Annotated in this window: 23 protein-coding genes; 7 read left to right on the plus strand and 16 right to left on the minus strand. The window is 67.9% G+C overall.

The genetic code is table 11. The features are described 5' to 3' along the window. Window positions 1-210: 210 nt before the first annotated feature. Entirely contained in the window at window positions 211-834 is a 624-nt protein-coding gene (locus NFL01S_RS11950; RefSeq protein WP_062974400.1) for a TIGR03085 family metal-binding protein, read from the minus strand. A gap of 123 nt (window positions 835-957) precedes the next feature. Here NFL01S_RS11950 and NFL01S_RS11955 point away from each other — a divergent pair, with 123 nt between their 5' ends. Together NFL01S_RS11955 and NFL01S_RS11960 are read left to right on the plus strand one after the other, a co-directional pair. After that, on the plus strand, window positions 958-1,353 hold the full coding sequence (locus tag NFL01S_RS11955) for a DUF4189 domain-containing protein (RefSeq protein ID WP_063915922.1): 396 nt from the start codon (window positions 958-960) through the stop codon (window positions 1,351-1,353). 68 nt (window positions 1,354-1,421) lie between these two features. Continuing rightward, entirely contained in the window at window positions 1,422-1,982 is a 561-nt protein-coding gene (locus NFL01S_RS11960) for a WKL family lipoprotein (protein WP_062974405.1), read from the plus strand. 102 nt (window positions 1,983-2,084) lie between these two features. Here NFL01S_RS11960 and NFL01S_RS11965 read toward each other — a convergent pair whose 3' ends face one another. Then, window positions 2,085-4,088: a ribonuclease J gene (locus NFL01S_RS11965; protein ID WP_062974407.1), complete on the minus strand. Its 2,004-nt coding sequence runs from the start codon at window positions 4,086-4,088 to the stop codon at window positions 2,085-2,087. Beyond that, window positions 4,085-4,993 carry a 4-hydroxy-tetrahydrodipicolinate synthase gene (gene dapA / locus NFL01S_RS11970; RefSeq protein ID WP_062974409.1) on the minus strand — a complete coding sequence of 303 codons (909 nt, stop codon included), beginning with the start codon at window positions 4,991-4,993 and terminating at the stop codon, window positions 4,085-4,087. The genes NFL01S_RS11965 and dapA overlap by 4 nt, the downstream gene beginning before the upstream one ends. A gap of 148 nt (window positions 4,994-5,141) precedes the next feature. Here dapA and NFL01S_RS11975 point away from each other — a divergent pair, with 148 nt between their 5' ends. Beyond that, window positions 5,142-5,597 carry a hypothetical protein gene (locus NFL01S_RS11975; protein ID WP_062974411.1) on the plus strand — a complete coding sequence of 152 codons (456 nt, stop codon included), beginning with the start codon at window positions 5,142-5,144 and terminating at the stop codon, window positions 5,595-5,597. On the opposite strand, the gene NFL01S_RS11980 is transcribed toward NFL01S_RS11975, so the two are convergent. The 7 genes from NFL01S_RS11980 to NFL01S_RS12010 all read right to left on the minus strand — a co-directional run bounded on the left by NFL01S_RS11980 (window position 5,598) and on the right by NFL01S_RS12010 (window position 10,898). Further along, window positions 5,598-6,677 (minus strand): DUF8320 family protein, encoded by a 1,080-nt coding sequence (locus NFL01S_RS11980; RefSeq protein WP_084492612.1) that lies wholly within the window; start codon window positions 6,675-6,677, stop codon window positions 5,598-5,600. Next, the gene (locus NFL01S_RS11985; protein ID WP_062974413.1) at window positions 6,661-7,977 is read right to left on the minus strand and encodes a sensor histidine kinase; all 1,317 of its coding nucleotides are present in this window, start codon (window positions 7,975-7,977) and stop codon (window positions 6,661-6,663) included. The genes NFL01S_RS11980 and NFL01S_RS11985 overlap by 17 nt, the downstream gene beginning before the upstream one ends. Next, the gene (locus tag NFL01S_RS11990; RefSeq protein WP_062974415.1) at window positions 7,974-8,669 is read right to left on the minus strand and encodes a helix-turn-helix transcriptional regulator; all 696 of its coding nucleotides are present in this window, start codon (window positions 8,667-8,669) and stop codon (window positions 7,974-7,976) included. The genes NFL01S_RS11985 and NFL01S_RS11990 overlap by 4 nt, the downstream gene beginning before the upstream one ends. Before the next feature lie 111 nt (window positions 8,670-8,780). After that, on the minus strand, window positions 8,781-9,233 hold the full coding sequence (locus NFL01S_RS11995) for a flavodoxin family protein (RefSeq protein WP_174555676.1): 453 nt from the start codon (window positions 9,231-9,233) through the stop codon (window positions 8,781-8,783). A 10-nt stretch (window positions 9,234-9,243) separates the two neighbouring features. Further along, window positions 9,244-9,678 (minus strand): hypothetical protein, encoded by a 435-nt coding sequence (locus tag NFL01S_RS12000; RefSeq protein WP_062974640.1) that lies wholly within the window; start codon window positions 9,676-9,678, stop codon window positions 9,244-9,246. Window positions 9,679-9,740: 62 nt separating this feature from the next. Then, window positions 9,741-10,493 (minus strand): 4-hydroxy-tetrahydrodipicolinate reductase, encoded by a 753-nt coding sequence (gene dapB / locus NFL01S_RS12005; protein ID WP_174555677.1) that lies wholly within the window; start codon window positions 10,491-10,493, stop codon window positions 9,741-9,743. Window positions 10,494-10,730: 237 nt separating this feature from the next. Then, complete coding sequence (locus NFL01S_RS12010) at window positions 10,731-10,898, minus strand: hypothetical protein (RefSeq protein WP_245670636.1); 168 nt, start codon at window positions 10,896-10,898, stop codon at window positions 10,731-10,733. A gap of 25 nt (window positions 10,899-10,923) precedes the next feature. On the opposite strand from NFL01S_RS12010, the gene NFL01S_RS12015 reads away from it, so the two are divergent. Further along, window positions 10,924-11,442: a CGNR zinc finger domain-containing protein gene (locus tag NFL01S_RS12015; protein ID WP_062974421.1), complete on the plus strand. Its 519-nt coding sequence runs from the start codon at window positions 10,924-10,926 to the stop codon at window positions 11,440-11,442. Here the strand turns inward: NFL01S_RS12015 and NFL01S_RS12020 are convergent. Then, window positions 11,424-12,524, minus strand: a complete 1,101-nt coding sequence (locus NFL01S_RS12020) for an alcohol dehydrogenase catalytic domain-containing protein (RefSeq protein WP_062974423.1) — start codon at window positions 12,522-12,524, stop codon at window positions 11,424-11,426. The two genes, NFL01S_RS12015 and NFL01S_RS12020, sit on opposite strands and share 19 nt — an antisense overlap. 135 nt (window positions 12,525-12,659) lie before the next feature. Here NFL01S_RS12020 and NFL01S_RS12025 point away from each other — a divergent pair, with 135 nt between their 5' ends. Beyond that, complete coding sequence (locus NFL01S_RS12025; protein ID WP_062974425.1) at window positions 12,660-13,055, plus strand: VOC family protein; 396 nt, start codon at window positions 12,660-12,662, stop codon at window positions 13,053-13,055. 43 nt (window positions 13,056-13,098) lie between these two features. Here NFL01S_RS12025 and NFL01S_RS12030 read toward each other — a convergent pair whose 3' ends face one another. After that, the gene (locus NFL01S_RS12030) at window positions 13,099-14,313 is read right to left on the minus strand and encodes an MFS transporter (protein ID WP_062974427.1); all 1,215 of its coding nucleotides are present in this window, start codon (window positions 14,311-14,313) and stop codon (window positions 13,099-13,101) included. Window positions 14,314-14,404: 91 nt separating this feature from the next. Here NFL01S_RS12030 and NFL01S_RS12035 point away from each other — a divergent pair, with 91 nt between their 5' ends. Further along, window positions 14,405-14,725, plus strand: a complete 321-nt coding sequence (locus tag NFL01S_RS12035) for an ArsR/SmtB family transcription factor (RefSeq protein WP_062974642.1) — start codon at window positions 14,405-14,407, stop codon at window positions 14,723-14,725. A gap of 233 nt (window positions 14,726-14,958) precedes the next feature. Here the strand turns inward: NFL01S_RS12035 and NFL01S_RS12040 are convergent, their stop codons facing one another. The 4 genes from NFL01S_RS12040 to NFL01S_RS12055 form a co-directional block, all read right to left on the minus strand. Next, a complete protein-coding gene (locus NFL01S_RS12040) occupies window positions 14,959-16,371 on the minus strand; it encodes a M16 family metallopeptidase (RefSeq protein WP_210745124.1) in 1,413 nt (470 codons plus the stop codon). Beyond that, on the minus strand, window positions 16,346-18,655 hold the full coding sequence (locus tag NFL01S_RS12045) for a polyribonucleotide nucleotidyltransferase (protein WP_062974429.1): 2,310 nt from the start codon (window positions 18,653-18,655) through the stop codon (window positions 16,346-16,348). The genes NFL01S_RS12040 and NFL01S_RS12045 overlap by 26 nt, the downstream gene beginning before the upstream one ends. Window positions 18,656-19,055: 400 nt before the next feature. Further along, window positions 19,056-19,325 (minus strand): 30S ribosomal protein S15, encoded by a 270-nt coding sequence (rpsO, locus tag NFL01S_RS12050; protein ID WP_062974430.1) that lies wholly within the window; start codon window positions 19,323-19,325, stop codon window positions 19,056-19,058. Window positions 19,326-19,510: 185 nt separating this feature from the next. Further along, the gene (locus NFL01S_RS12055) at window positions 19,511-20,476 is read right to left on the minus strand and encodes a bifunctional riboflavin kinase/FAD synthetase (protein WP_084492615.1); all 966 of its coding nucleotides are present in this window, start codon (window positions 20,474-20,476) and stop codon (window positions 19,511-19,513) included. A gap of 126 nt (window positions 20,477-20,602) precedes the next feature. On the opposite strand from NFL01S_RS12055, the gene NFL01S_RS12060 reads away from it, so the two are divergent. Then, window positions 20,603-21,346, plus strand: coding sequence for a metal-dependent transcriptional regulator (locus tag NFL01S_RS12060; RefSeq protein ID WP_062974434.1), 744 nt, complete (start codon window positions 20,603-20,605; stop codon window positions 21,344-21,346). Window positions 21,347-21,497: the final 151 nt, after the last annotated feature.

Genomic DNA, 21,497 nt, shown 5'->3' on the forward strand with positions numbered 1-21,497 from the left:
CCGCAACAACCCCATCCGGACCATCCGCAACACTGGTACCGGGCTGCGCGACGGCGGTGATTCTCGCCGCCCACCGGTGGGCCGACGCCTGGGCGCGGCTGTTTTCCACTGCGCCGAAGGCCCCGGAGCGGGCCGGCACCCGGCCACACGTCGCCCTGCCCCGCGGGCCGCCGAACAGATACCTGCCGCCTCTGCGGCGACCGGCAGCGGTCAGATCGAACGGTCGAGTTCGAGCACCTGCCGGACAGCCTCCGGTTCCCCGTCCGATTCGATCCGGACCTGCTCTCGCCCGAATGCGTGCAGCAGCAGTTCGGCGGGCGCACCGGACAGGACCACCACGGGGCCGGGCTTGTCCACCACTCGGGCGCGATCCCCCGCAGGCGTCGAGAGTTCCACCGCCACGGGGGATTTTCGGTAGGCCATCTTGCCCATCCGCCGCAGCACCGACCACAGCCGCTGCTGATCCGCTTCGGGTAGCTCCCGCGGCTCCCAGCCCGGCCGTGCCCGCCGGACATCCTCGTGATGGACGAACATTTCGCTGACATTGGCGATCGCATCGACCGGACGCAAAGGCGACCACCACGGCGGGCCGGTGCGGACCTTTTCCAGCAGTTCCGGGAACGGACGCTGCGCGGCCTCGTCCTGCCGCCGCTGCAGATACCCGGCGAAGGGGCGCAACATGATCCCCGGTGCGGCGTCGGGACGGCGTTCCCGGACGACCAGATGTGCCGCGAGGTCGCGCACCGTCCAGTCTCCGCATAAAGTCGGCGCGTCCGGCCCGGCCTCGTCCATCGTTTCGACCATTGCACGGCGTTCACGCTGAGCGAAGTTCACACGATGAATCTAGCCGAGACCCAGCCATCGGGGAGGAGATGAGAACCGATCCGGTTGCTACGCAGCAGAGATGCTCTGTACCTTGTCATTCGGTCCATAGGGTCGTGGACCGATACACACAGAATGGGAACACCTTTGAAGAAGATTCTCACCGTTGCCGCCGTTCTGGTGGCGACCGTCGGTTCGATGTTCGCCGCATCCGAGGCACCCGCGCACGCGCGGTACGGCAGTAACTACGGCGCCATCGCCGTCTCGCTGTCCACCGGTAACTACGGATGGTCTTACGACTACGACAGCTACTCCGAAGCAGAAGCGGCTGCCGAGGACCGCTGCGGCGCCGCCGATTGCGTCGCCAAGATCTCCTGGCGCAACGGTTGCGGTGCACTCGCAGTGTCGAACAACTGGCTGAGCTACGGATCCGGTTCGTCCCGGGCCGCGGCGCGGTCCGAAGCACTGGCCAACAACCCTGGTAACGCCCACATCGAGCACTGGAACTGCACTTCGGGCTACGGCCTGTGAGTTCGTACCGACCACCTTTTCCGGCCGGCGCCGAATTCGCCGATCACCTGCGTAGGGGAAACAGAACTGTGAAAATCCGTCCATTCCGGGTCGTGGCCGCCGTAACGATGACCGCCGCCGCCCTCACCTTCACCGCTTGCTCGTCCACCGAGGAATCCTCGACGGAGGCGGCTGCCACCAGTACCGAAGCCGCCGCCGAGTTCGAATCGGGTAAATCCCAGGACGGCCGGGAGGAAGGCAAGGCGCCGACCACCACGGCGGCTCCGAACCTGCCCAAACCCACGGTCGAGGAACTCAACGACAAGCTCACCCGGGCGCTCGACGGGGCGGTGAGTGAAGACGAGAAGCTGGCCTTCATCGAGGATGCCGAACAGGATCCGCAGCTGGTCGACAAGCTCGTCACGGCGGCGAAGAAGAACGAAGTAACGGTGAAGATCACCAACGTCGGCGAGCCCGCCGAGGGCAAGCTGAAGGCGGATGCCGAGGTCACCATCGCCGGCAGCCCGGTCGAGAACGCTTCGGTCGATTTCGTCGCCGAGGGCGATCAGTGGAAGATCGCGCACGATTTCGCGTGCAATATCGTGAAGTCCGCGGAGCTCGATTCGGCGGCCTGCCAGCCCGAAGCCTGATCCGCACGACCGGTACCGGACAGAGGAGAACCGCCGGAGGCATTGCCCTCCGGCGGTTTTCCGCGCTGTAATCGCCGGCGATTCGCCGCCGGCGAGCCGGTATCAGACGCCGAGTACGGTCGGCACGATCATCGGGCGTCGGCGGTAGGTATCGGCAACCCAGCGCCCGACGACGCGGCGCACACTCTGCGCGATGCGATGGGTGTCGGTGACACCTTCGCCGGCCAGGCGCAGGAGTTCGGCCTCCACCAGTTCGGCGGCTTCGGCGAGCGCGCCGGGATCGTCGGAGAAACCGCGGCCGCTCACCTCGGGCGTGCTCACCGCCTTACCGGTGGTCGCGTCGACGGCGACCGTGATGGCGATGAAACCGCCCTCGCCGAGGACCAACCGGTCCGACAGGGTCGATTCACCGACATCGCCCACCGACAGACCGTCGACGTAGACATGGCCCACCGGCACCCGGCCGACGATGGAGGCGATCCCGTCGACCAGATCAACGACCACACCGTCCTCGGCGAGTACCACCCGGTCCTCGGGAACTCCCGTAGCGACCGCGAGCGCGGCGTTGGCGCGCAGATGCCGCCATTCGCCGTGCACCGGCATGGCGTTGGTCGGGCGTACCGCGTTGTACAGGTACAGCAGTTCACCGGCCGAAGCATGCCCGGAGACATGCACTTTCGCGTTCTGCTGGGTGATCACCGTCGCGCCCAGCCGGGCCAGCCCGTTGACCACGGTGAACACCGAGTTCTCGTTCCCGGGGATGAGCGAGGACGCCAGCACCACCAGATCGTCGGCGCGGATATGGATCTGACGGTGATCGCCGCGCGCCATCCGTGACAGCGCCGAAAGCGGTTCGCCCTGGGAACCGGTGGAGATCAGGACCAATTTGCCGGGCGGCAGGGTGGCGGCCTGGTCGAGATCGACGACCAGGCCGTCCGGCACCGTGAGATAGCCGAGGTCCTGCGCGATCTGCATATTGCGCACCATCGACCGGCCGACGAAGCATATGCGGCGGCCGTACTTCTGGGCCACGTCCACGACCTGCTGGATCCGGTGCACATGGCTGGCGAAGGAGGCCACGATGACCCGGCTGCGCGCCTTGCCGATCACGGTGTCCAGGACACCGCCGATCTCCCGTTCGGGGGTGACGAATCCGGGGACTTCGGCATTGGTGGAGTCGACCAGGAACAGATCCACACCCTCGTCGCCCAGGCGGGAGAAACCGGCGAGGTCGGTGAGCCGGCCGTCGAGCGGAAGCTGGTCGAGCTTGATGTCACCGGTGTGCAGGATCGTCCCGGCGGGGGTCCGGATCGCGACTGCGAGCGCATCCGGGATGGAATGGTTGACCGCGAAGTACTCGCACTCGAACGGGCCGTGCTCGGTCCGCTCCCCCTCGGTGACCTCGACGAGCCGCGGATGCAACCGATGTTCCCGGCATTTCGCGGCGACCAGGGCGAGCGTGAACTTCGAGCCCACCACCGGGATATCGGGCCGCAGGCGCAGCAGGAACGGTACGGCGCCGATATGGTCCTCGTGCCCGTGGGTGAGCACCACGGCGGCCACATCGTCCATCCGGTCCTCGATCGGCCGGAAATCGGGCAGGATGAGGTCCACACCCGGCTGCTGGTCCTCGGGGAACAGCACGCCACAGTCCACGATGAGCAGTTTGCCGCCGTATTCGAAAACGGTCATATTGCGGCCGATTTCGCCGATACCGCCGAGCGCGAACACTCGCAGCCCATTACGTGGCAGCTTCGGCGGCAACGGAAGGCGGTCCTGGGCGGCGGTTTCCGGAGGTACCGCCGGAACCGGGCGGGCGGAATCACCGCGGCCGCGCCCGGATTGGCGGCCTTTGCCCCGGCGCGGTTTGTCCCGCGCGGAACGGGCCTCCGGTGTCGTCTCCGCGCGTGCCGCCGGGGTTTCCGGCGCCCGCGCAGCGGTCTCGGGTTCCCGTGCGGCCGGAGTCCCGGGTTCGGAGGCGGCCGGTGGTGCCGCGGGTTGCGCCGGCTGTGGAACGCGCGCGGGTTCGGGCTGCGGAGCCGGCGCCGCGGGGCCCGCGCTGCGGCGGGCGGTGCGCCGGGGACGGCGGGCGGCGGGATCGGTCATTCGAGCACCCCGGCGGCCCGCAGGTCTGCGGCCAGATCCTCGAGCTGTTCCGGGCTCGGCATGATCTGCGGCAGCCGGGGTTCGCCCACGTCCACGCCGAGCAATCGGAGTCCACCTTTCGTCATAGCCACTCCGCCGAGCCGCGCCATGGCGGCGTTGAGCCAGAGGAGGCTGGTGTTGATATCCCGGGCGCGAACCACATCGCCGGCGGCGAACGCGTCCACCATCTCACGCAGGCGTTCCGGAACCAGATGTCCGATCACACTGATGAAACCGACCGCGCCCATCGCCAGCCACGGCAGGTTCAACATATCGTCGCCCGAATAGAAGGCGAGATCGGTTTCGGCGATGAGCGCCGCGCCGGCGTTCAGGTCACCCTTGGCGTCCTTGACCGCGACAATGCGTGGATGTTCGGCGAGCCGGCGGATGGTATCCGAGGCGATCGGTACCACCGATCTGGGCGGAATGTCGTAGAGGGTCACCGGGAGGTCGGTGGCATCGGCGACGGCGGTGAAATGCGCGAACAACCCCTCCTGGGTCGGCCGCGAATAGTAGGGGGTCACGACCAGTAGGCCGTGGGCGCCCGCGCGCTGGGCATTGCGGGCGAGTTCGATCGAATGCGCGGTGTCGTAGGTTCCGGCACCGGCGATGACGGTGGCCCGGTTACCGACCGCGTCCACCACCGCCCGCAGCAGATCCGCCTTCTCCGATTCGGTGGTGGTCGGCGATTCGCCGGTGGTACCGGAGATCGCGAGCAGGTCGACGCCCCGCTCGACCAGACGGTGCGCAAGGATGACGCCGGTGTCTATGTCGAGCTTGCCCTCGGCGCTGAAGGGGGTCACCATCGCGACACCTACCGTGCCGGACGCGCTCAACACCGGAGGCGTCGATTCACCGTTCGTCATGGTCAGAAAGGCTACCCGGTCACCGGGTAGGCCTCGACACCCTCGTCTGTGTTCTGGGCCGCCGGAGCATTGGGTGACACCATTGCGGCATCCCCATGGTGTCGCACCGGGGATTGTGTGACATCAAAATAGGCGTCACACTGATGTCATGGATCTGACCCGATACACCGCCCGAATTCGCGACGACCTGATCGCCGCGGCCGCCCTCGGCGACGAAAAAACGCAGGCCACGGCCGAGGCGCTCGCCAAAGCGGTGGAGAACTCGGCTCGGCTCGCCCTGCTCGCGGCGCTCACCGAACTCGCCGATACCGTCTCGACCGAGCTGGGAGACCGCACGGTACGTGTTTCACTGCACGACGACGAAGCCACAGTCGAGGTGGGCCGCGCCCCGGCGGGCGACAACCCCAGCTTCGAAGAAATGACCGGCGATATCAGCCGGGTGACCCTGCGACTGGTCGAACAGGTGAAATCCCGGGCCGAAGAAGCCGCCGCGCAGAGCGGGCAATCCCTGAACTCCTGGATGGCCGGTGTGGTGTCCGGCGCGTTGCGCGATCAGATGCGCGGCGGCTACGGCACCACAAAGCGCGACGACACCACACCCTGATCAGGTCGAGACCAGGATCTCACCGGTACTGCCGATCTCCGTACGCCGGTCGCCGCCGGGTGCGCTCGCCAGGATGGTCGCCAGATTTCGCCGCCCGGCCGGAAGGACCCGGATGGTGACCGACCCGGCATTGGCCGCGTCCAGCTCCCGCGCAGCGAGTTCGAGCACCCGCGCGCGCAGCGATGCCGGCACGCCGGCAAACCCACCGTCGTCGAGCAGGAGCACCTCCACCCCGCGCGAGCGCGCACCACGTGCCGCGGCATTGAGCTGATCGGTGACCAGTTGCGGAGCGCGCAGACCGTCACGCAGTTCGGCCTCCAGCAGGCGACACACCTCCCGATCGGCCGATGTCAGTTCCCCCCCGCGGGCGATACGCTCCAGCATCGGCCTGGCCAGCTCGTCCAACCGGCTCAGCTGGCGGGTCCGTTCGGAATGTTCGGCCGCCATGGTCGCCTCGGCCGCCGCCCGCATGGCGACGTCATCGTGCAGCAGACGCAGCGAACGCTGCGTCGGCCGCAGGATCAGCGCACACACCGTGGCCCCCGCCAGACAGGCCAGCGCAAGGATCGATATGAACAGGGAACCGACGGAAATATCCAGCACGATATCCACGAAGCCGACCGCCGCCGCCACCGCGACCGCTCCTGCCCAGGCCGCGGCGATCCGGCCGCGCACCGCCAGCACCGCCAGCACATAGGACGCGGCGAAGGCCGCCCACGGCTGGCGCACGGCGCCCTCGGCGAAGTTCAGATGCGTCGCCAGCACCGCCACCGGCCCCGCCACGATCACCGCAACAGTGGCGGGCCACGGCAGCGGGTCGCCGGGCAACAGCACCAGAATCGCTCCCGCACCCAGCATCACCACGATCGCGACGACGAACTGCGCGAGCGGGACATCGTTCAACGACGGAGTCATGTACAGCGTGATGGTCGCGGCGAGACCTATCCGGAACACCCAGCCGGACCGGCCGCGCATGCCCAGCAGGGACCGCAGTTCGAAATCCACGTCTCGCTCGCCGGGGCCCTCCCGGCCGGGAACCCCGGTGTACGGCCGGTCGTATTCGCTACTTTTCTCGGTCATCGTCGACGCTTCCTGCATTAGCCCACATCAGGGTGACCGTTGTTCCCTGCCCCGGTTCCGATTCGACGAAGCCGGCGCCGCCGGGCAGTTGCCGCATCCGGCCCAGAATGCTTGCCGAGATACCGAGCCGATCGGCGGGCACGGCCGACCGGTCGAAACCCGCACCGTCGTCCTGGAACACCAGCAGTAGCCCGCCCGCACCGACGGTCGCAGTGACCTCGCGGCGTACCCGCCGACCGGGAACTCCGGCGTGCCGCAGACTGTTGCGCACCGCCTCGGCCAGTGCCGCGGCCAGCGGGCCGGCCGCGGACAACGGCATGCGCAGTTCGCTGTCGTTACCGCCGCGATGCACCGTGAACTCGATACCGGCATTGACCTCGTGTACCGCGGCACGCAGGAAACCGACGGCCGAACTCGCATCCAGCAATCCGGTATCGGCGCCGAAGAGCCGGGTGGCGTCCAGCTGGTCGAGGGTGCGGCGCGCCTGCTGCCGAAGGACCGCGGACGTGCCGGTGGAACCGGAGCGGGAGGCATCCAGCAGCGTGGACAACACCGCATCGTGGATCAGCACGGCGAAACGGGCGCGTTCCCGCTCCCTGGCCACCGTCCCCGCGACAGCCGCCGCGCGGTCGCCGGCGACCACCGATTCCCGGTCCACCCGCGCACCGGCCGCGCGCGCATGCACCACACACCACAGGAACAGCAGGCACAACCCGGCGTTGCGCGTGATGTTCTCCACGACGGACAGCACCGTGGTGTCGTCGAACATCACATACAGCGCGACGCCGGGCGTCGCCGCGGTCACCACCAGATATCCGACCGAAAGCCACGACCGCCAGGCCACGGCCGCCGCCAGCACACCGATCATGACCAGCCGATGCGCCCAGATCAGCCCCGGCGCTTCCGCAATCTCGTAGTAGTAGGGCATCACCAGCGCCATCCCGGCGAGATAGCCCAGTGCGGCGGCCCCGGCCACCGCCCGTACCAGCCGCGCCCCCGCGACCAGCGAGACCACCGCGAGCACCGGCAGCATGCCGAATGCGACCGCGAAGGTGATCGTGGTCCAGATCAACGGAACCGCGCGATGCTGCACGATGATCTCGGGCAGCTCGAGTACCGCGGCGATCGTCCCGACCAGCCCGATCACCAGGCCGAACCGCCGGACCACCCGGTCAGCGGCCAGTTCGGGAGTGGCATTACGCATTCGGACCAGCGATACCGCCACCGACCACAGCTCCCGCGGCCGCCGCAGCCACAATGCCGGGCGCCGCGGCACGGCGGCGGGGGTGGTCGCGCTCATGATGGGCGATGTTCGGGAACCGGCAACCAGCCGTCCTCGACCGCCCGCTTGTAGAGGTCTGTTTTGGTGGGCGCAGGCCGGCCCGCGTCGGCGTACTTCTGCCGGATCCGGCCCAGGTAGTCGTTCACGGTCTGTTCGGAGAGGCCGGTCAGGCGCGCCACCCGCGACGCTTTCTCCCCCGACGCGTACAGGGTGAGCACTTCCTCCTGGCGCGGACTCAATCCGACGCTGGACAACTGCGGATCGCCGTCGATGGCGGCGGCCCAATCGGTGGTCACCACCTGCTCCCCGGACGCGGCACGGCGCACCGCGCCGACCACAGTCGCCACATCCTCGGATTTCCGGACCACACCCAGGACTCCGGCGCGAGCTGCCGAACGCACCAGAAACGGATTGTCGGCACCGGTGAACACCAGTACTTCGAGGCCGTGCTCGCGCAAGGTCGCCACATTGTCCTCGGGCGTGGAATCATCGGCGAGACGCAGATCCAGCACCACCAGATCCAGCTCCGGTACGCCGTCGATCCGGCACGCCGGTTCGGCGAGCAATCCGGCGACAGTGCCCGCGGTCACCACCAATTCCAGGTCCGGCTCGGGTTCGAGCATCGCCACCAGGCCGATCGCCACCGATTCGTGGTCCTCGACCAAACCGATCCGGCGTGGCCCGCTCCGGTCTCCGACGCTGTCCGTCACTACACAACTCCCATCAGGCACGCCCCCGTCCAGAGCAGTATGGCGTTGCGCGCGCGGCGAGGTCAGCCCCCGATTTCAGGGGAACCACCGGAGCGCTGCGGCCGACCGGGCCTACGCCATCAGCTGTGCCGCCACGGTTGCGCCGAGTTCCCAGCATGTTTCGAGGTCGCTCTTGCCCGGCTTGCCCGACACCACCACATAGTCGGCGGCCTTCGCCCACCCCAAACCGGTCGTGATGGAGGTGACACCGCGCTCGGCTCCCTCGGTCCCCTCGTTACCGTGCAGATAGAGGCCGAACGGCCGACCCCGCGTCGAATCGAGGCAGGGGTAATAGATGACATCGAAGGCGTGCTTGAGGGCGCCGCTCATGTACCCGAGGTTGGCCGGGGTGCCGAGCAGGTATCCGTCCGCCGCCAGCACATCCGCGGGTGATACGGCCAGCGCTGCCCGGCGCACCACCTCTACACCCTCGATTTCCGGATCGGTCGCCCCCGAGACCACGGCCTCGAACATCGCCTGCATGAACGGCGACGGTGTGTGATGGATGATCAGCAACGTCGGCACACCGGCGAGCCTAGTCTCGTTCGTGCCGTTCCAGTTCCACCGCCCGGCGCATGGTGCTACGCGCCCGGGCCCGGTCCCCGGCATAGTCGTAGGCGCGGGCCAGCCGGTAGGAGACCCGCCAGTTGTCGGGGTCGGCCTCCCATTCCCGTTTCACCGTGAGGAACAATTCGTCGGCGGCCGCTCGTTCGATCCGCCCGGAGGGGCGGCGCGGGAGATCGTCGACCGCCAGTTCCAGCCCCTCGTCGTGGATGCGGCGGGCCAGGCGCTGATGATCCAGCGCGGACCGGATCGTGGACACGACCATCCACACGCCGAGCAACGGCAGGATGAGAACCCCGATACCCAGGCCCATGGCCGCGATATCACCGGAGATCAATAGTTCCACGGCGATTCGGCCGAGCCACAGGAAGTAGAAGATCAGCGCCACCACCAAGAAGGCCACCATGGCAAGGATCTTCGGTACCGCGCGATCCGGGCCGGAATCGCCGGTGGCGCCGCCGGTCTCGCTCACAGATCGAGGAACGGGTCGAGCCCGACGGTGAGGCCCGGCCGCCCGCCGATCTGCCGGACCCCCAGTAGCACCCCCGGGGCGAACGACGAGCGATCGATGGAATCGTGCCGGATGGTCAGGGTCTCGCCCTGGGTGCCGAACAGCACCTCCTGATGGGCGACGAGCCCGGCCAGCCGCACCGAATGCACCCGCACCCCGTCCACCTCGGCGCCCCGCGCACCGTCGAGTTCGGTGGTCGTTGCGTCCGGAACGGGTGCGGAACCGGCTTGTTTACGGGCTTCGGCGATGATTCCCGCGGTCCGATAGGCGGTACCGGACGGGGCATCGGCCTTGTTCGGGTGATGCAGTTCGATCACCTCGACCGATTCGAAGAACCGCGCCGCCTGTTCGGCGAACCGCATCGACAGCACCGCGCCGATCGCGAAGTTCGGGGCGATCAGTACGCCCACGTCGGGCCGGCCGGACAGCCGGCCGCGCACCTCGTCGAGCCGGGCACTGTCGAATCCGGTGGTGCCGACGACGGCGTGGATACCGTTGTCCACCAGGAAGCGCAGGTTGCCCATCACGACGTCGGGATGGGTGAAATCCACCACCACCTGGGTACCGGTCTCGGTGAACCGCGTCAGTGGATCGTCCTTGTCCACGGCGGCGACCAGTTCGAGATCGCCGGCCGCCTCGACGGCGGCGCAGATGGCCTTGCCGACCTTGCCCTGCGCCCCCAGAACACCCACACGAATCGGTGCCGTCACCTCACCACTCCTACCTGCTAGTCGGATCCACCGAGTCTATGGCGCGCCCGCAGTCGCGATACCGGCCCCCTCGGCATTCTGCTGTGCGACGCGAGGCGGCGAAGCCGCGCGCCGGATTCCCGGTCCGCCGGCCCGCGTGCGGGCCCACCTCGGCGATAGGCACCGCAGGTGTGGTCGCCGTGGTCCGCGACTGCCGGCCGAGCCCGGTTCTGGACGGACGGTGCCGAACCCACGCCGTCACCTTGCCTGCACCACCGCGAAATCACTGTTTCCCGGTGCGGCCGTGACCGTATCCGCCTCGCTCACCAGCCATTGCCCGCAGACACAACGCCAATAGCGCACCGCGCCGTGTTCGGACAGCAGGGTGGGCGCGGGCCAGTCGCAGGCGGAGCAGGTGATCGTCATACCGTCAGCCTGATGTAATGGTTCTATGCATTTCAACCCTTACGGTGGCGCGGCAGCCCAACTCGCCGCGCGTCTGGTCAACGCGGCTCCCGGCGAGGATCTCGCGCTGCTGCTGGCCGAGGCCGGGTACAAGCCGATCGGCACGGTGAGCCCGCGGCAGGCCGCCACTCTCCGGCGCTGGACCCGCCGGCTCGACGAGGTCTTTCGCGCGCCCGGTGTCGAAGTGCTCAACGCACTGCTGGCAGAGACGACGAGCCGGCCCTATATCTCGACCCACGACGGTCGCGCGCCACATCTGCACTACGCCGCGGAGACGGCCCCGATCGACGAAAGGGTGAAGGCATACACCGCCGCCGGGCTGGCCGAACTGTTCTGCGCGGCACCGGACCGGATGGGCCGGTGCGCGCGTCCGGAATGCGCCCTGGTGTTCGTCGACACCTCACGAAACGGGCGTCGGCGCTTCTGCTCCGATCGGTGCGCCAACCGGGTGAACGTCGCCCGGCACCGGGCGCGCGCCGCGCAGCGTCAGAAGACGATCACTTGACGTAGAGCATGTCCCGCAGCCAATTCGTCCATCGCCCGGTTGATCTCGTGCAGCTCGATCCGGGCGGAGATCAGTTTTTCCACCGGCAACCGGCCCGCCCGCCACATGCGGACGTACTCGGGGATATCCCGGGACGGGACCGCCGACCCCAGATAGCTGCCGACGATCGAACGCCCCTGCGCGACCAACCCCAGCGGCGAAATACTGGCTCGGGCTTCGGGGGACGGAAGACCCACCGTCACCGTGGTACCGCCCGGCGCCGTCGCCGCGACCGCACTCTCGAAGGCCCGGGCCGACCCGACCGCCTCGACCACCACTTCGGCCCGGATCTCCCGGTCGGCGACCTCGGCCGGTGTATAGGCGCCGGTGGCACCCAGATCGCGGGCCAGTGCCAGTTTCTCCGGAACGGTATCGACCGCGATCACCTCGCGGACACCGAGCGACACCGCCACCAGTACGGCCGCCATCCCCACACCGCCGAGCCCGACCACCATCACGCGGTCGGAGGGGGCCGGTTTCGCCGAGTTCAGCAGTGCCCCACCGCCGGTGAGAACGGCGCAGCCCAGAACCGCCGCTACGTCCGGCGGCACATCGTCGTCGACCGGGACCACCGATCGGCGGTCCACCACCGCATAGGTGGCGAATCCGGAGACGCCGAGGTGGTGGTGGACGTCGGTGCCGTCACGGTGCAGCCGGCGACCACCGGACAGGAGTTCCCCGGCATTGTTGGCGGCGCTGCCGGGAACGCACGGGGTCCGGCCGTTCGAGGCGCAGCCGGCGCATTCGCCGCAACGAGGCAGGAACGTCATCACCACTCGCTGCCCGACCGGCAGGCCGGCGTCCGGACCGGCGGCTTCGATCTTTCCCGCGGCCTCGTGACCGAGCAGCATGGGCACCGGCCGCACCCTGTTGCCGTCGACGACGGAGAGGTCCGAATGGCAGATTCCGGCCGCTTCGATCCGCACCAGCAATTCGCCGGGGCCGGGGCCGGCGAGATCGAGTTCGCCGACGGAGATCGGTACCGACTCGGCGTACGGTCCGGGTGCGCCGATACGTTCCAGGACTGCCCCACGAATTCTCATGGGACCACGGTAGGCCGTGGCAGGGGTTTGCTCATGATCCGAGCCGGACTATCCTTATTCGCCGTGACGGTGCTCCCGTTGGCCGCCTTGCACCGAGCCCGGGGTCGGGATCGTCACAATCCGAGGAGATTTCCTTTGACCGTACAGTTCAACCACACGATCGTCGGCTGCCGTGACCACCGCGTATCGGCCGAATTCTGGGCCGATATCCTGGGGCTGGAGCTGAGCCCCGAATGGGGCCCGTTCATTCCCTTACCCGCGGCGAACGGGGTCACGTTCGATTTCGCGAACGTTCCGCCGCATATCACCGAGATCCAGGGCCAGCACTACGCATTCCTGATCTCGGAGACGGAATTCGACGCCGCATACGCCAAGATCCGGCGCTACGGCCTAGAGCACTGGGCCGATCCACATCAGCACACGCCCGGCGAGATCAACCACAACTACGGCGGACGCGGGGTGTATTTTCTGGACCCCAGCGGCCACTACCTGGAGCTGATCACAGTCCCGTACGGGGGTTGGCCGACGTAACACGAGGCGTCCGGGTGGCTTATCGCCACCCGGACCGCCGCGTTCACTCCGCGACCGGCACGGGCCGCCCGCGCCGCATCCCGAGTATTGCCGCGCCGAGGCAGGCCAGCGCCACTGCCGCGACGAACCACGGGAACACCCTGTCCAGTCCCCAAGCGGTGGCGGCCCAGCCCGCCAGTACCGTCGGCAGCGCCATGGCCGTATAGGCCAGTAGGTAGTACGCGGACATGGTTTCGCCGCGCTTGTGCTCCGGCACCACATCGGACAGGTGGCGTAGCGAACCGCCGAAGCCCAGACCGAACGTGGCGCCGAGGACCAACCCGATACCGACCACAGCCGTCCACTGGTGGGTACCGAGGGCCGGAATGGTCAGCAGGAGGGTGATCGCCATACCGATATCGCCGATGACAGCGGCCCGCCGGGCCGGTACCCGGGTCGCGAACAGTTGCACGAGCGCGGCCGCCAAGGCCGTCGAGGCGACCACTACGCCGCCGAAGACCAGGTTGTGGATGCCTGTGCGTTCCGCGGCCAATGACGGATACAGCGACAGCAGCACACCGAGCACCGACCATGCCGCCATCACCCCCAGTGCCGAGAACCAGAAATCCGCGCGGATCTCCGGTGGTACCGCCGGGCGCGCTATCCGGATCCGGCCCACGACCCGGGCGGCGTGTGGTTCGCGCAGGGCGAGAACCCCCGCGGCCACGATCAGGCAGATAACGCTGATGACGACGTACGGCGTGCGCAATGGATTCGGCGCGTACTGTGCGAGCAGTGCCGAGCCCATGATGGCCACCGCCATACCGACGTTGAAGGCGACACCGCTGAGCTGGCCGGACCGGGCGCCGCGGTGCGGCCGCAGGTCGAGCAGTGCCGCGGCTCCGGCCACAACCGTGGCGCCGACCGCCAGCCCGTGCAGAACCCGGGCCAGCACGAGCATTGCCACAGTGTCGGCGAGGACGAAAACGACGAGTCCGGCGATCATGGCCCCGAAGGCGCCGAGCAGCACCGGTTTGCGGCCGACCACATCGGAGATACGCCCGGATACTAGGACAGCCAGCAGAGCGGCCACCGCGTATGCCGCGAACACGATGGTGGTCGCCAGTGGCGAGAGATGCCATTCCTGCTCGTAGATGCCGTACAAGGGGGCCGGTACCCCGGATACGCCGAGCGCAACGCCCGTGGCACCCAATACCAGCGCGTAGGCCCAGGGTTGCACCGCTCGATCCGCTGCCGGTGCCGCGATTGTCGCCGCCATCGAATCCCCGATCAGGTAAGTTTGAAGATTATCGAACTTGATCGACAGTAACGTACGGTACGACGATCATCAAACCGACCGAGGCGGACCATTGACCGACACCCTCTCCGCGACATACTCCGTGGCACCGCTCCCCACCGTGCTCGGTGCGCTACAGGATCCAGTACGCCTCGAAATGATCCGCCGACTGAGCAACGCAGGCACCGCTCTGCGCTGCGCATCCCTCTACGACGGCATCAACAAGTCGACCGCCACCCACCATTTCAAGATCCTGCGCGAGGCCGGCATCACCGAACGGCTCGTCGTCGACGGCAACACCTACCAGCAGTTGCGTACCGAAGCGCTCGACGCGGCATTGCCCGGCCTCCTGGCGGCCGTCGTCGACGCCGCCAACCACGCCCGGCCGGAATAGCTCCACTCGCCCCATCGGGCCGATCGCCGAGTACGACCGCTCTCGAACCCACGAGGATCCCGCCGAGCAGTCCACACAAAGGCACGAACTGCGCCGGCCGGAACAGGGCCGACCCCCACCGGCCGGCTCGGCGTGGATATCGACCGGTCCGAGGTCGTACGCGAGATCCGCACCCAGCCGGTTGTATGCTCCCTGAGCGCGAACAGCGCCGCGGATCGCCTCCGGCCGATACCTCAGCCGACCAACCGGGTAACCGCCGTGGGCAGATCTCGTTTGCGGCGGTACGGTCCGGCGACCGCGGCAGCGAACGGCCGGGCCAGCAGCGAACGAGCGATATCTCCGACTTCCTCGGTGGTCACGGCATCGATCCGCGCCAGCGTTTCGGAGACGGTGCGGTGATTGCCGTAGCTGAGTTCACTACGCCCGATCCGGTTCATCCGGGACGCCGAATCCTCCAGCCCGAGCACCAGCCCACCACGTAACGACCCTTTGGCCCGGGCACATTCGGCATCGGTGATCCCGTCGGCCGCCACCTCGTCGAGCACCCCGCGAGCCAGCGCCGCCACCTCGTTCAGGTTTTCCGGCTGGCAGCCGAGATACACCGAGAAGGCGCCGGTATCGGCGAAGGTGTCCACGCTCGAGTACACCGAGTACGCCAGCCCGCGCTCTTCCCGGATCCGCTGGAAGAGGCGGGAACTCAAGCCGCCGCCGATCACGGTGTTCAGTACCGAGAGCGGCCACCGCCGCGGTCCCTCGTGCCGGCCGTAGGCGCGCACCCCGAACACCAGATGCGCCTGTTCGCTGTCACGGAGACTCCAGCTCAGCCCCGGTGCGGAGCGGGTCCGGAAATGTCCCTCACGCCGCGGCGCGGGGGCCGCCGCCGGATCCAGTCGCCCGGCGACCGCCCGGTGCACCAGTTCCACCGTGTGCTCATGGTCGATATTGCCGGCCACCGCCACCACCATCCGGTCCGGCGTGTACCGGCGCTGGTGGAAAGAGCGCAGCTGGCCCGCCCGCATACCCTCGATCGATTCGATGGATCCGATGACCGGCCGCCCGATCGGATGATCACCGAACAGGGCCGTGAGGAACGCGTCGCCGACGAGATCCTCGGGATCGTCGTCGCGCATGGCGATCTCCTCCAGGACCACCTGCCGTTCCACATCCACGTCCACGGCCCGGCACAGCCCGTTGAGCACCACATCGCTGACCAGATCCACCGCCAGCGGCAGATCCTCGTCCACGACATGGGCGTAGTAGCAGGTCTGCTCCTTGGCAGTGAAGGCATTGAGTTCACCGCCGACCGCGTCCATGGCCTCGGCGATATCGAGCGCCGACCGGGTCGGAGTGGCCTTGAACAGCAGATGCTCCAGGAAATGCGCGGCACCGGCGACGGTGGGTCCCTCATCGCGCGAACCGACGCCCACCCAGACTCCCACGGAGGCCGAGCGGACTCCGGGGACGTGCTCGGTCACCACCCGCAGACCACCCGGCAGGACGGTACGCCGCACGCCGTTGTCGATTTCGACGGTTTCGCCGATCCGCCACGTCGATGACGAACCCCCCTGCCCACTCGGGCGCAGGGGGGCCTCTGTTTTCTGCTCCGTCACACGACCAGTACTACTCGGTCGCCGCGGTATCCGCATCGGCGGGAGCCTCGGCAGGCGCCTGCTCGGCGTTCTCGTCGACGGGCACCAGCGAGATCTTGCCGCGGTTGTCGATATCGGCGATCTCCACACGCAGCTTGTCGCCGACGTTGACCACATCTTCGACCTTGGCCACGCGCTTACCGTTGCCGAGCTTGGAGATATGCACCAGGCCGTCGCGGCCCGGCAGCAGCGAGACGAACGCGCCGAAGGCGGTGGTCTTGACCACGGTGCCGAGGAACCGTTCGCCGACCTTGGGCAGCTGCGGGTTCGCGATGGCGTTGATGGCATCGATCGCGGCCTGCGCGGACGGGCCGTCGGTGGCGCCGACGAACACGGTGCCGTCGTCCTCGATGGAGATATTGGCGCCGGTGTCGTCGGTGATCTGGTTGATCATCTTGCCCTTGGGCCCGATCACCTCGCCGATCTTGTCGACCGGGATCTTGATCGCGGTGACGCGCGGCGCGTACGGGCTCATCTCGTCCGGGGTGGCGATGGCCTCGGCCATCACGTCCAGGATGGTGGTGCGGGCGTCGTGCGCCTGACCCAGTGCACCGGCCAGCACCTGCGAGGGGATGCCGTCGAGTTTGGTGTCCAACTGCAGAGCGGTGACGAAATCACGGGTTCCGGCGACTTTGAAGTCCATATCGCCGAACGCGTCCTCGGCGCCGAGGATATCGGTCAGCGCCACGTACCGGACCTCGGCGGCACCGGCCTCGTTGGTGACGGTGTCCGACACCAGGCCCATGGCGATACCCGCGACCGGCGCCCTCAGCGGCACACCGGCGTTGAGCAGCGACAGAGTCGAGGCACACACCGACCCCATCGAGGTGGAGCCGTTGGACCCCAGCGCCTCGGAGACCTGGCGGATGGCGTACGGGAACTCGTCCTGGCTCGGCAGTACCGGCATCAGGGCCCGCTCGGCCAGCGCGCCGTGGCCGATCTCGCGCCGCTTGGGCGAGCCCACACGACCGGTTTCACCGGTCGAGTACGGCGGGAAGTTGTAATGGTGCATATAACGCTTGGAGGTTTCCGGGCCGAGCGAATCGACCTGCTGCGCCATCTTGACCATATCGAGGGTGGTAACGCCCATGATCTGGGTTTCACCGCGCTCGAACAGCGCCGAGCCGTGCGCCCGCGGCACCACGGCGACCTCCGCGGACAGTTCCCGGATATCGGCCAGACCGCGGCCGTCGATGCGGAAACCGTCGGTGAGGATGCGCTGGCGGACCAGTTTCTTGGTCACCGAACGGAAGGCGGCGCCGAGTTCCTTCTCGCGGCCTTCGAACGACTCACCCAGCCGCGAGAGCACCTCGAGTTTGATCTCGTCGATCTTCTCCTCGCGCTCCTGCTTGCCGGCGATCCCCAGCGCGTCCGACAGCGGCGCCTTGGCGGCGTCCTCGACGGCGGCGTAGGCGTCATCGGCGTACGGCGGGAACAGCGGGAAATCCTCGGTGGGCTTGGCCGCGAGCTCGGCCATGTCCTGCTGGGCCCGGCAGAGGCGGGCGATGAACGGTTTGGCGGCCTCCAGGCCCTCGGCGACCACGGTTTCGGTCGGCGCCTGCGCCCCGCCCTCGACCAATTCGATCACGTTCTCGGTGGCTTCCGCCTCGACCATCATGATCGCGACATCACCGGTATCGGTGACCCGCCCGGCCACGACCATATCGAATACGGCCTTCTCCAGCTGTTCGTTGGTCGGGAAGGCGACCCACTGGCCACCGGCCGGGGTGCCGGCCGCGGCATCGTTGATCAGCGCGACCCGCACGCCGCCGACCGGGCCGGAGAACGGCAGGCCCGCGATCTGGGTGGACGCCGAGGCCGCGTTGATGGCGACCACGTCGTAGAGATCCTTCGGATCCAGGCTCAGCACCGTCACCACGACCTGGATCTCGTTGCGCAGGCCGTCCACGAAGGAGGGGCGCAGCGGCCGGTCGATGAGGCGGCAGGTCAGGATCGCGTCGGTGGAGGGGCGGCCCTCACGGCGGAAGAAGGATCCGGGGATCCGGCCCGCCGCGTACATCCGCTCTTCGACATCGACGGTCAGCGGGAAGAAGTCGAATTGGTCCTTCGGGTGCTTACCCGCGGTGGTCGCCGACAGCAGCATGGTCTCGTCGTCCAGGTAGGCGACGACCGAACCGGCGGCCTGCTTGGCCAGGCGGCCCGTTTCGAAACGTACGGTGCGGGTGCCGAAGATGCCGTTGTCGATCAGCGCAACGGATTCGAAAACACCCGGTTCGACCTCGACGGCCGAGTTCTTCGAGCGTTCGGTGGTTTCTGGCATATCTCTGTTCTCAACCTCTCGTCTCGCCGGATACAGCGCCGGTATGGCGCGATCCGGCTGTGTCAGCCGTACCAGGTTCGGACGCGGCGCGACGGCGTAACCGCGGTGACCGTCGAGGTCAGCGGCCGCCGTATAGCGAGCTGCGGCGCGTACACCCGGCCGGATCCCCTTGGATACGGCGACGCGGAGGCGGTCAACGATCGAAGCTCTCCGGCGTATCGACCCCGGGCCGAAAAGCCACTACCGAAGACCGACGCCACGAGCGCGGGTGTGACGGCTGGTTCTGTCGTCCTCGTACACGGGAGATCCCCCGCACACGAAAATGCCGACGAGGCGATTGTATGCGCCCCGTCGGCATACGTAACGCCCGGCTCGTGGAACCGGGCGTGTTCACGCAATATCAGCGCCGCAGGCCCAGGCGTTCGATCAGGCTGCGGTACCGGTTGATGTCCTTGGCGGCCAGGTACTTCGACAGCCGCTTACGGCGGCCGATCAGTGCCATCAGGCCGTGCCGGGTGTGGTGATCGTGCTTGTGCACCTTGAGGTGCTCGGTGATCTCGGAGATCCGCTTGGACAGCAGCGCGATCTGCGCCTCCGGGGAACCGGTGTCCGTCTCGTGCAGACCGTACTCGGCGAGAATCGCCTTCTTCTTCTCGGTGGTCAACGCCATGGGGCATCCACTCCTGTTTCTCAGTTCCGCGCGTAAGGTGCCCGGACGGGCCGGGAATCATCCACCTCTGCAGGTGAACGGCTCACCGGTCGTCGTATCCGGGATGGGCGCCGCCGCGGACCGCAGCAGACCCGGCGAGTCACCTTACCGGAGCCGTCCCGGCCCCGGCCCGGCGGGTAGGCCGGCTAGTTCCCGGCTCCGAGGACCTTACGGGCGGTGTCGACATCGCGGCCCATGGCGGCAACGAGTTCGTCGACCGATTCGAATTTGCGCATCCCGCGCAGATGGTCCACGAAATCCACGGCCACATGCTGTCCGTAGAGATCGGCCTCGCGGTCGAGGACGTAGGCCTCGACGGTGCGGGCACGACCGGAGAAGGTGGGGTTGGTGCCCACCGAGACCGCCGCCATGGCGGGCTGTCCCGGCGTCACCGTGCCGATCGTCGGCCCCGGGCCCAGCACCGTGAACCAGCCCGCATAGACACCGTCGGCGGGGATCGCGGCATGCATGGGCGGCGCGACGTTGGCGGTCGGGAACCCCAGGCTCTTGCCGCGGCCGTCACCGCGCACCACCACCCCTTCGACCCGGTGCGGCCGGCCCAGCGCGTCCGCGGCGGCGGCCATATCCCCGGCGTCCACACAGGCGCGGATATAGGTGGAGGAGAAAGTCACCGCGTGTTCGCCCAGCAGAGTCACCCCGTCGACCGCGAAACCGAACCGGTCGCCCAGGTCACGCATGGTGGCGACCGTACCGGCGGCCTTCTTGCCGAAAGTGAAATTGTCGCCGACCACGACCTCGGCGACATGCAGCCGTTCCACGAGCAGATCGTGCACGTATTCGGCCGGGGTGAGTTTCATGAAGTCATGGGTGAACGGCATCACACAGAAGACGTCGACGCCGAGTTCTTCGGCGAGTTCCGCCCGCCGGGTGAGCGTGGTGAGTTGCGCGGGATGGGAACCGGGCCGGATCACCTCCATCGGGTGCGGATCGAAGGTCATCAATACGGCCGGGACGCCGCGCGCGGCAGCCGACTTCACCGCCCGGCTGATCAACTGCGCGTGACCGCGATGAACACCGTCGAACACGCCGATTGTGAGCACGCACCGCCCCCAGTCCGCGGGTACGTCGTCGAGACTTCGCCACCTCTGCACAGACGCCAAGCCTACGCAAACAAGCGGCCGCACCGTATTCGGGTGGGGACGCTTGCCGGGCGCCGGCGACGCGGGCGCAAACGCGGGGTTTCGCGGAGGTGGCGGGATATGTGTATCGCACCGCGAATGCTTAAGCTCGTGGTTGTGCCCGGAAAACGAGATATCGCCACCCGACGGGAACTCGCCGACGCCGGGGAATCGGCCGCTCCGGGCCTGTCGTCGGTGGCACAGGATTACTTGAAAGTCATCTGGACAACCCAGGAGTGGTCGCAGGAACGGGTGAGCACGAAACTGCTCGCGGAGCGGATCGGGGTCTCGGCGTCGACCGTCTCGGAGGCGGTGCGCAAACTGTCGGACCAGGGTTTGGTCGAACACGCCCGGTACGGCGCGATCACACTGACCGAAGAGGGCCGGCTGGCCGCGATCGCAATGGTGCGCCGGCACCGGCTGATCGAGACGTTCCTGGTGAGCGAGCTCGGTTACGGCTGGGACGAGGTCCACGACGAGGCGGAGATCCTCGAGCATGCGGTATCGGAACTGCTGATGGCCCGCATCGACGCGAAACTCGGGTTCCCGGACCGGGATCCGCACGGCGATCCGATCCCGTCGGTGGACGGCGCGGTGCCGACACCGCCGGCCCGCCGTTTGATCGATTTCGAGGCGGGAGAAACCGGCCGCGTGGCCCGTATCTCCGACTCGGACCCGGACATGCTGCGCTATTTCGATTCGGTCGGGATCGCGCTGGATACCGTGATCGTGGTGGTGGAACGGCGAGATTTCGCGGGAACAATCGCGGTGCGGATCGGGCGGGACGAGAATCTCACGGATCTGGGCAGTATCGCCGCGGAAGCGATCTGGCTGCGGGACTGACCGCGGAACAGTTCCGACACGCCCGGGCGAACCCCGGGTGATTCGAGGGCATTGCCCGGCGTAGGCCTGCCGTGATATCCATATTGTCAACAATCCGACAATCGCCATTCACGATTTCGTATACCCGTCGGTCCGGACCGCCGCACCGACC

This window comes from Nocardia flavorosea NBRC 108225 (genome assembly GCF_001613385.1).
GTDB classification, from domain to species: domain Bacteria; phylum Actinomycetota; class Actinomycetes; order Mycobacteriales; family Mycobacteriaceae; genus Nocardia; species Nocardia flavorosea.

What these genes read in the sequence shown, in the direction of transcription:
- NFL01S_RS12060 (WP_062974434.1), top strand. Translation starts at nt 20,603, where the DNA reads ATGCTTAAGCTCGTGGTTGTGCCCGGAAAACGAGATATCGCCACCCGA.
- NFL01S_RS11975 (WP_062974411.1), top strand. Translation starts at nt 5,142, where the DNA reads ATGGATCTGACCCGATACACCGCCCGAATTCGCGACGACCTGATCGCC.
- NFL01S_RS12030 (WP_062974427.1), bottom strand. Translation starts at nt 14,313, where the DNA reads ATGGCGGCGACAATCGCGGCACCGGCAGCGGATCGAGCGGTGCAACCC.
- NFL01S_RS11985 (WP_062974413.1), bottom strand. Translation starts at nt 7,977, where the DNA reads ATGAGCGCGACCACCCCCGCCGCCGTGCCGCGGCGCCCGGCATTGTGG.
- NFL01S_RS12015 (WP_062974421.1), top strand. Translation starts at nt 10,924, where the DNA reads ATGCATTTCAACCCTTACGGTGGCGCGGCAGCCCAACTCGCCGCGCGT.
- NFL01S_RS11980 (WP_084492612.1), bottom strand. Translation starts at nt 6,677, where the DNA reads ATGACCGAGAAAAGTAGCGAATACGACCGGCCGTACACCGGGGTTCCC.
- NFL01S_RS12000 (WP_062974640.1), bottom strand. Translation starts at nt 9,678, where the DNA reads ATGGTGGCCTTCTTGGTGGTGGCGCTGATCTTCTACTTCCTGTGGCTC.
- rpsO (WP_062974430.1), bottom strand. Translation starts at nt 19,325, where the DNA reads ATGGCGTTGACCACCGAGAAGAAGAAGGCGATTCTCGCCGAGTACGGT.
- NFL01S_RS12045 (WP_062974429.1), bottom strand. Translation starts at nt 18,655, where the DNA reads ATGCCAGAAACCACCGAACGCTCGAAGAACTCGGCCGTCGAGGTCGAA.
- NFL01S_RS12040 (WP_210745124.1), bottom strand. Translation starts at nt 16,371, where the DNA reads ATGCGGATACCGCGGCGACCGAGTAGTACTGGTCGTGTGACGGAGCAG.
- NFL01S_RS11965 (WP_062974407.1), bottom strand. Translation starts at nt 4,088, where the DNA reads ATGACCGATCCCGCCGCCCGCCGTCCCCGGCGCACCGCCCGCCGCAGC.
- NFL01S_RS12010 (WP_245670636.1), bottom strand. Translation starts at nt 10,898, where the DNA reads ATGACGATCACCTGCTCCGCCTGCGACTGGCCCGCGCCCACCCTGCTG.
- NFL01S_RS11955 (WP_063915922.1), top strand. Translation starts at nt 958, where the DNA reads ATGGGAACACCTTTGAAGAAGATTCTCACCGTTGCCGCCGTTCTGGTG.
- dapA (WP_062974409.1), bottom strand. Translation starts at nt 4,993, where the DNA reads ATGACGAACGGTGAATCGACGCCTCCGGTGTTGAGCGCGTCCGGCACG.
- NFL01S_RS12020 (WP_062974423.1), bottom strand. Translation starts at nt 12,524, where the DNA reads ATGAGAATTCGTGGGGCAGTCCTGGAACGTATCGGCGCACCCGGACCG.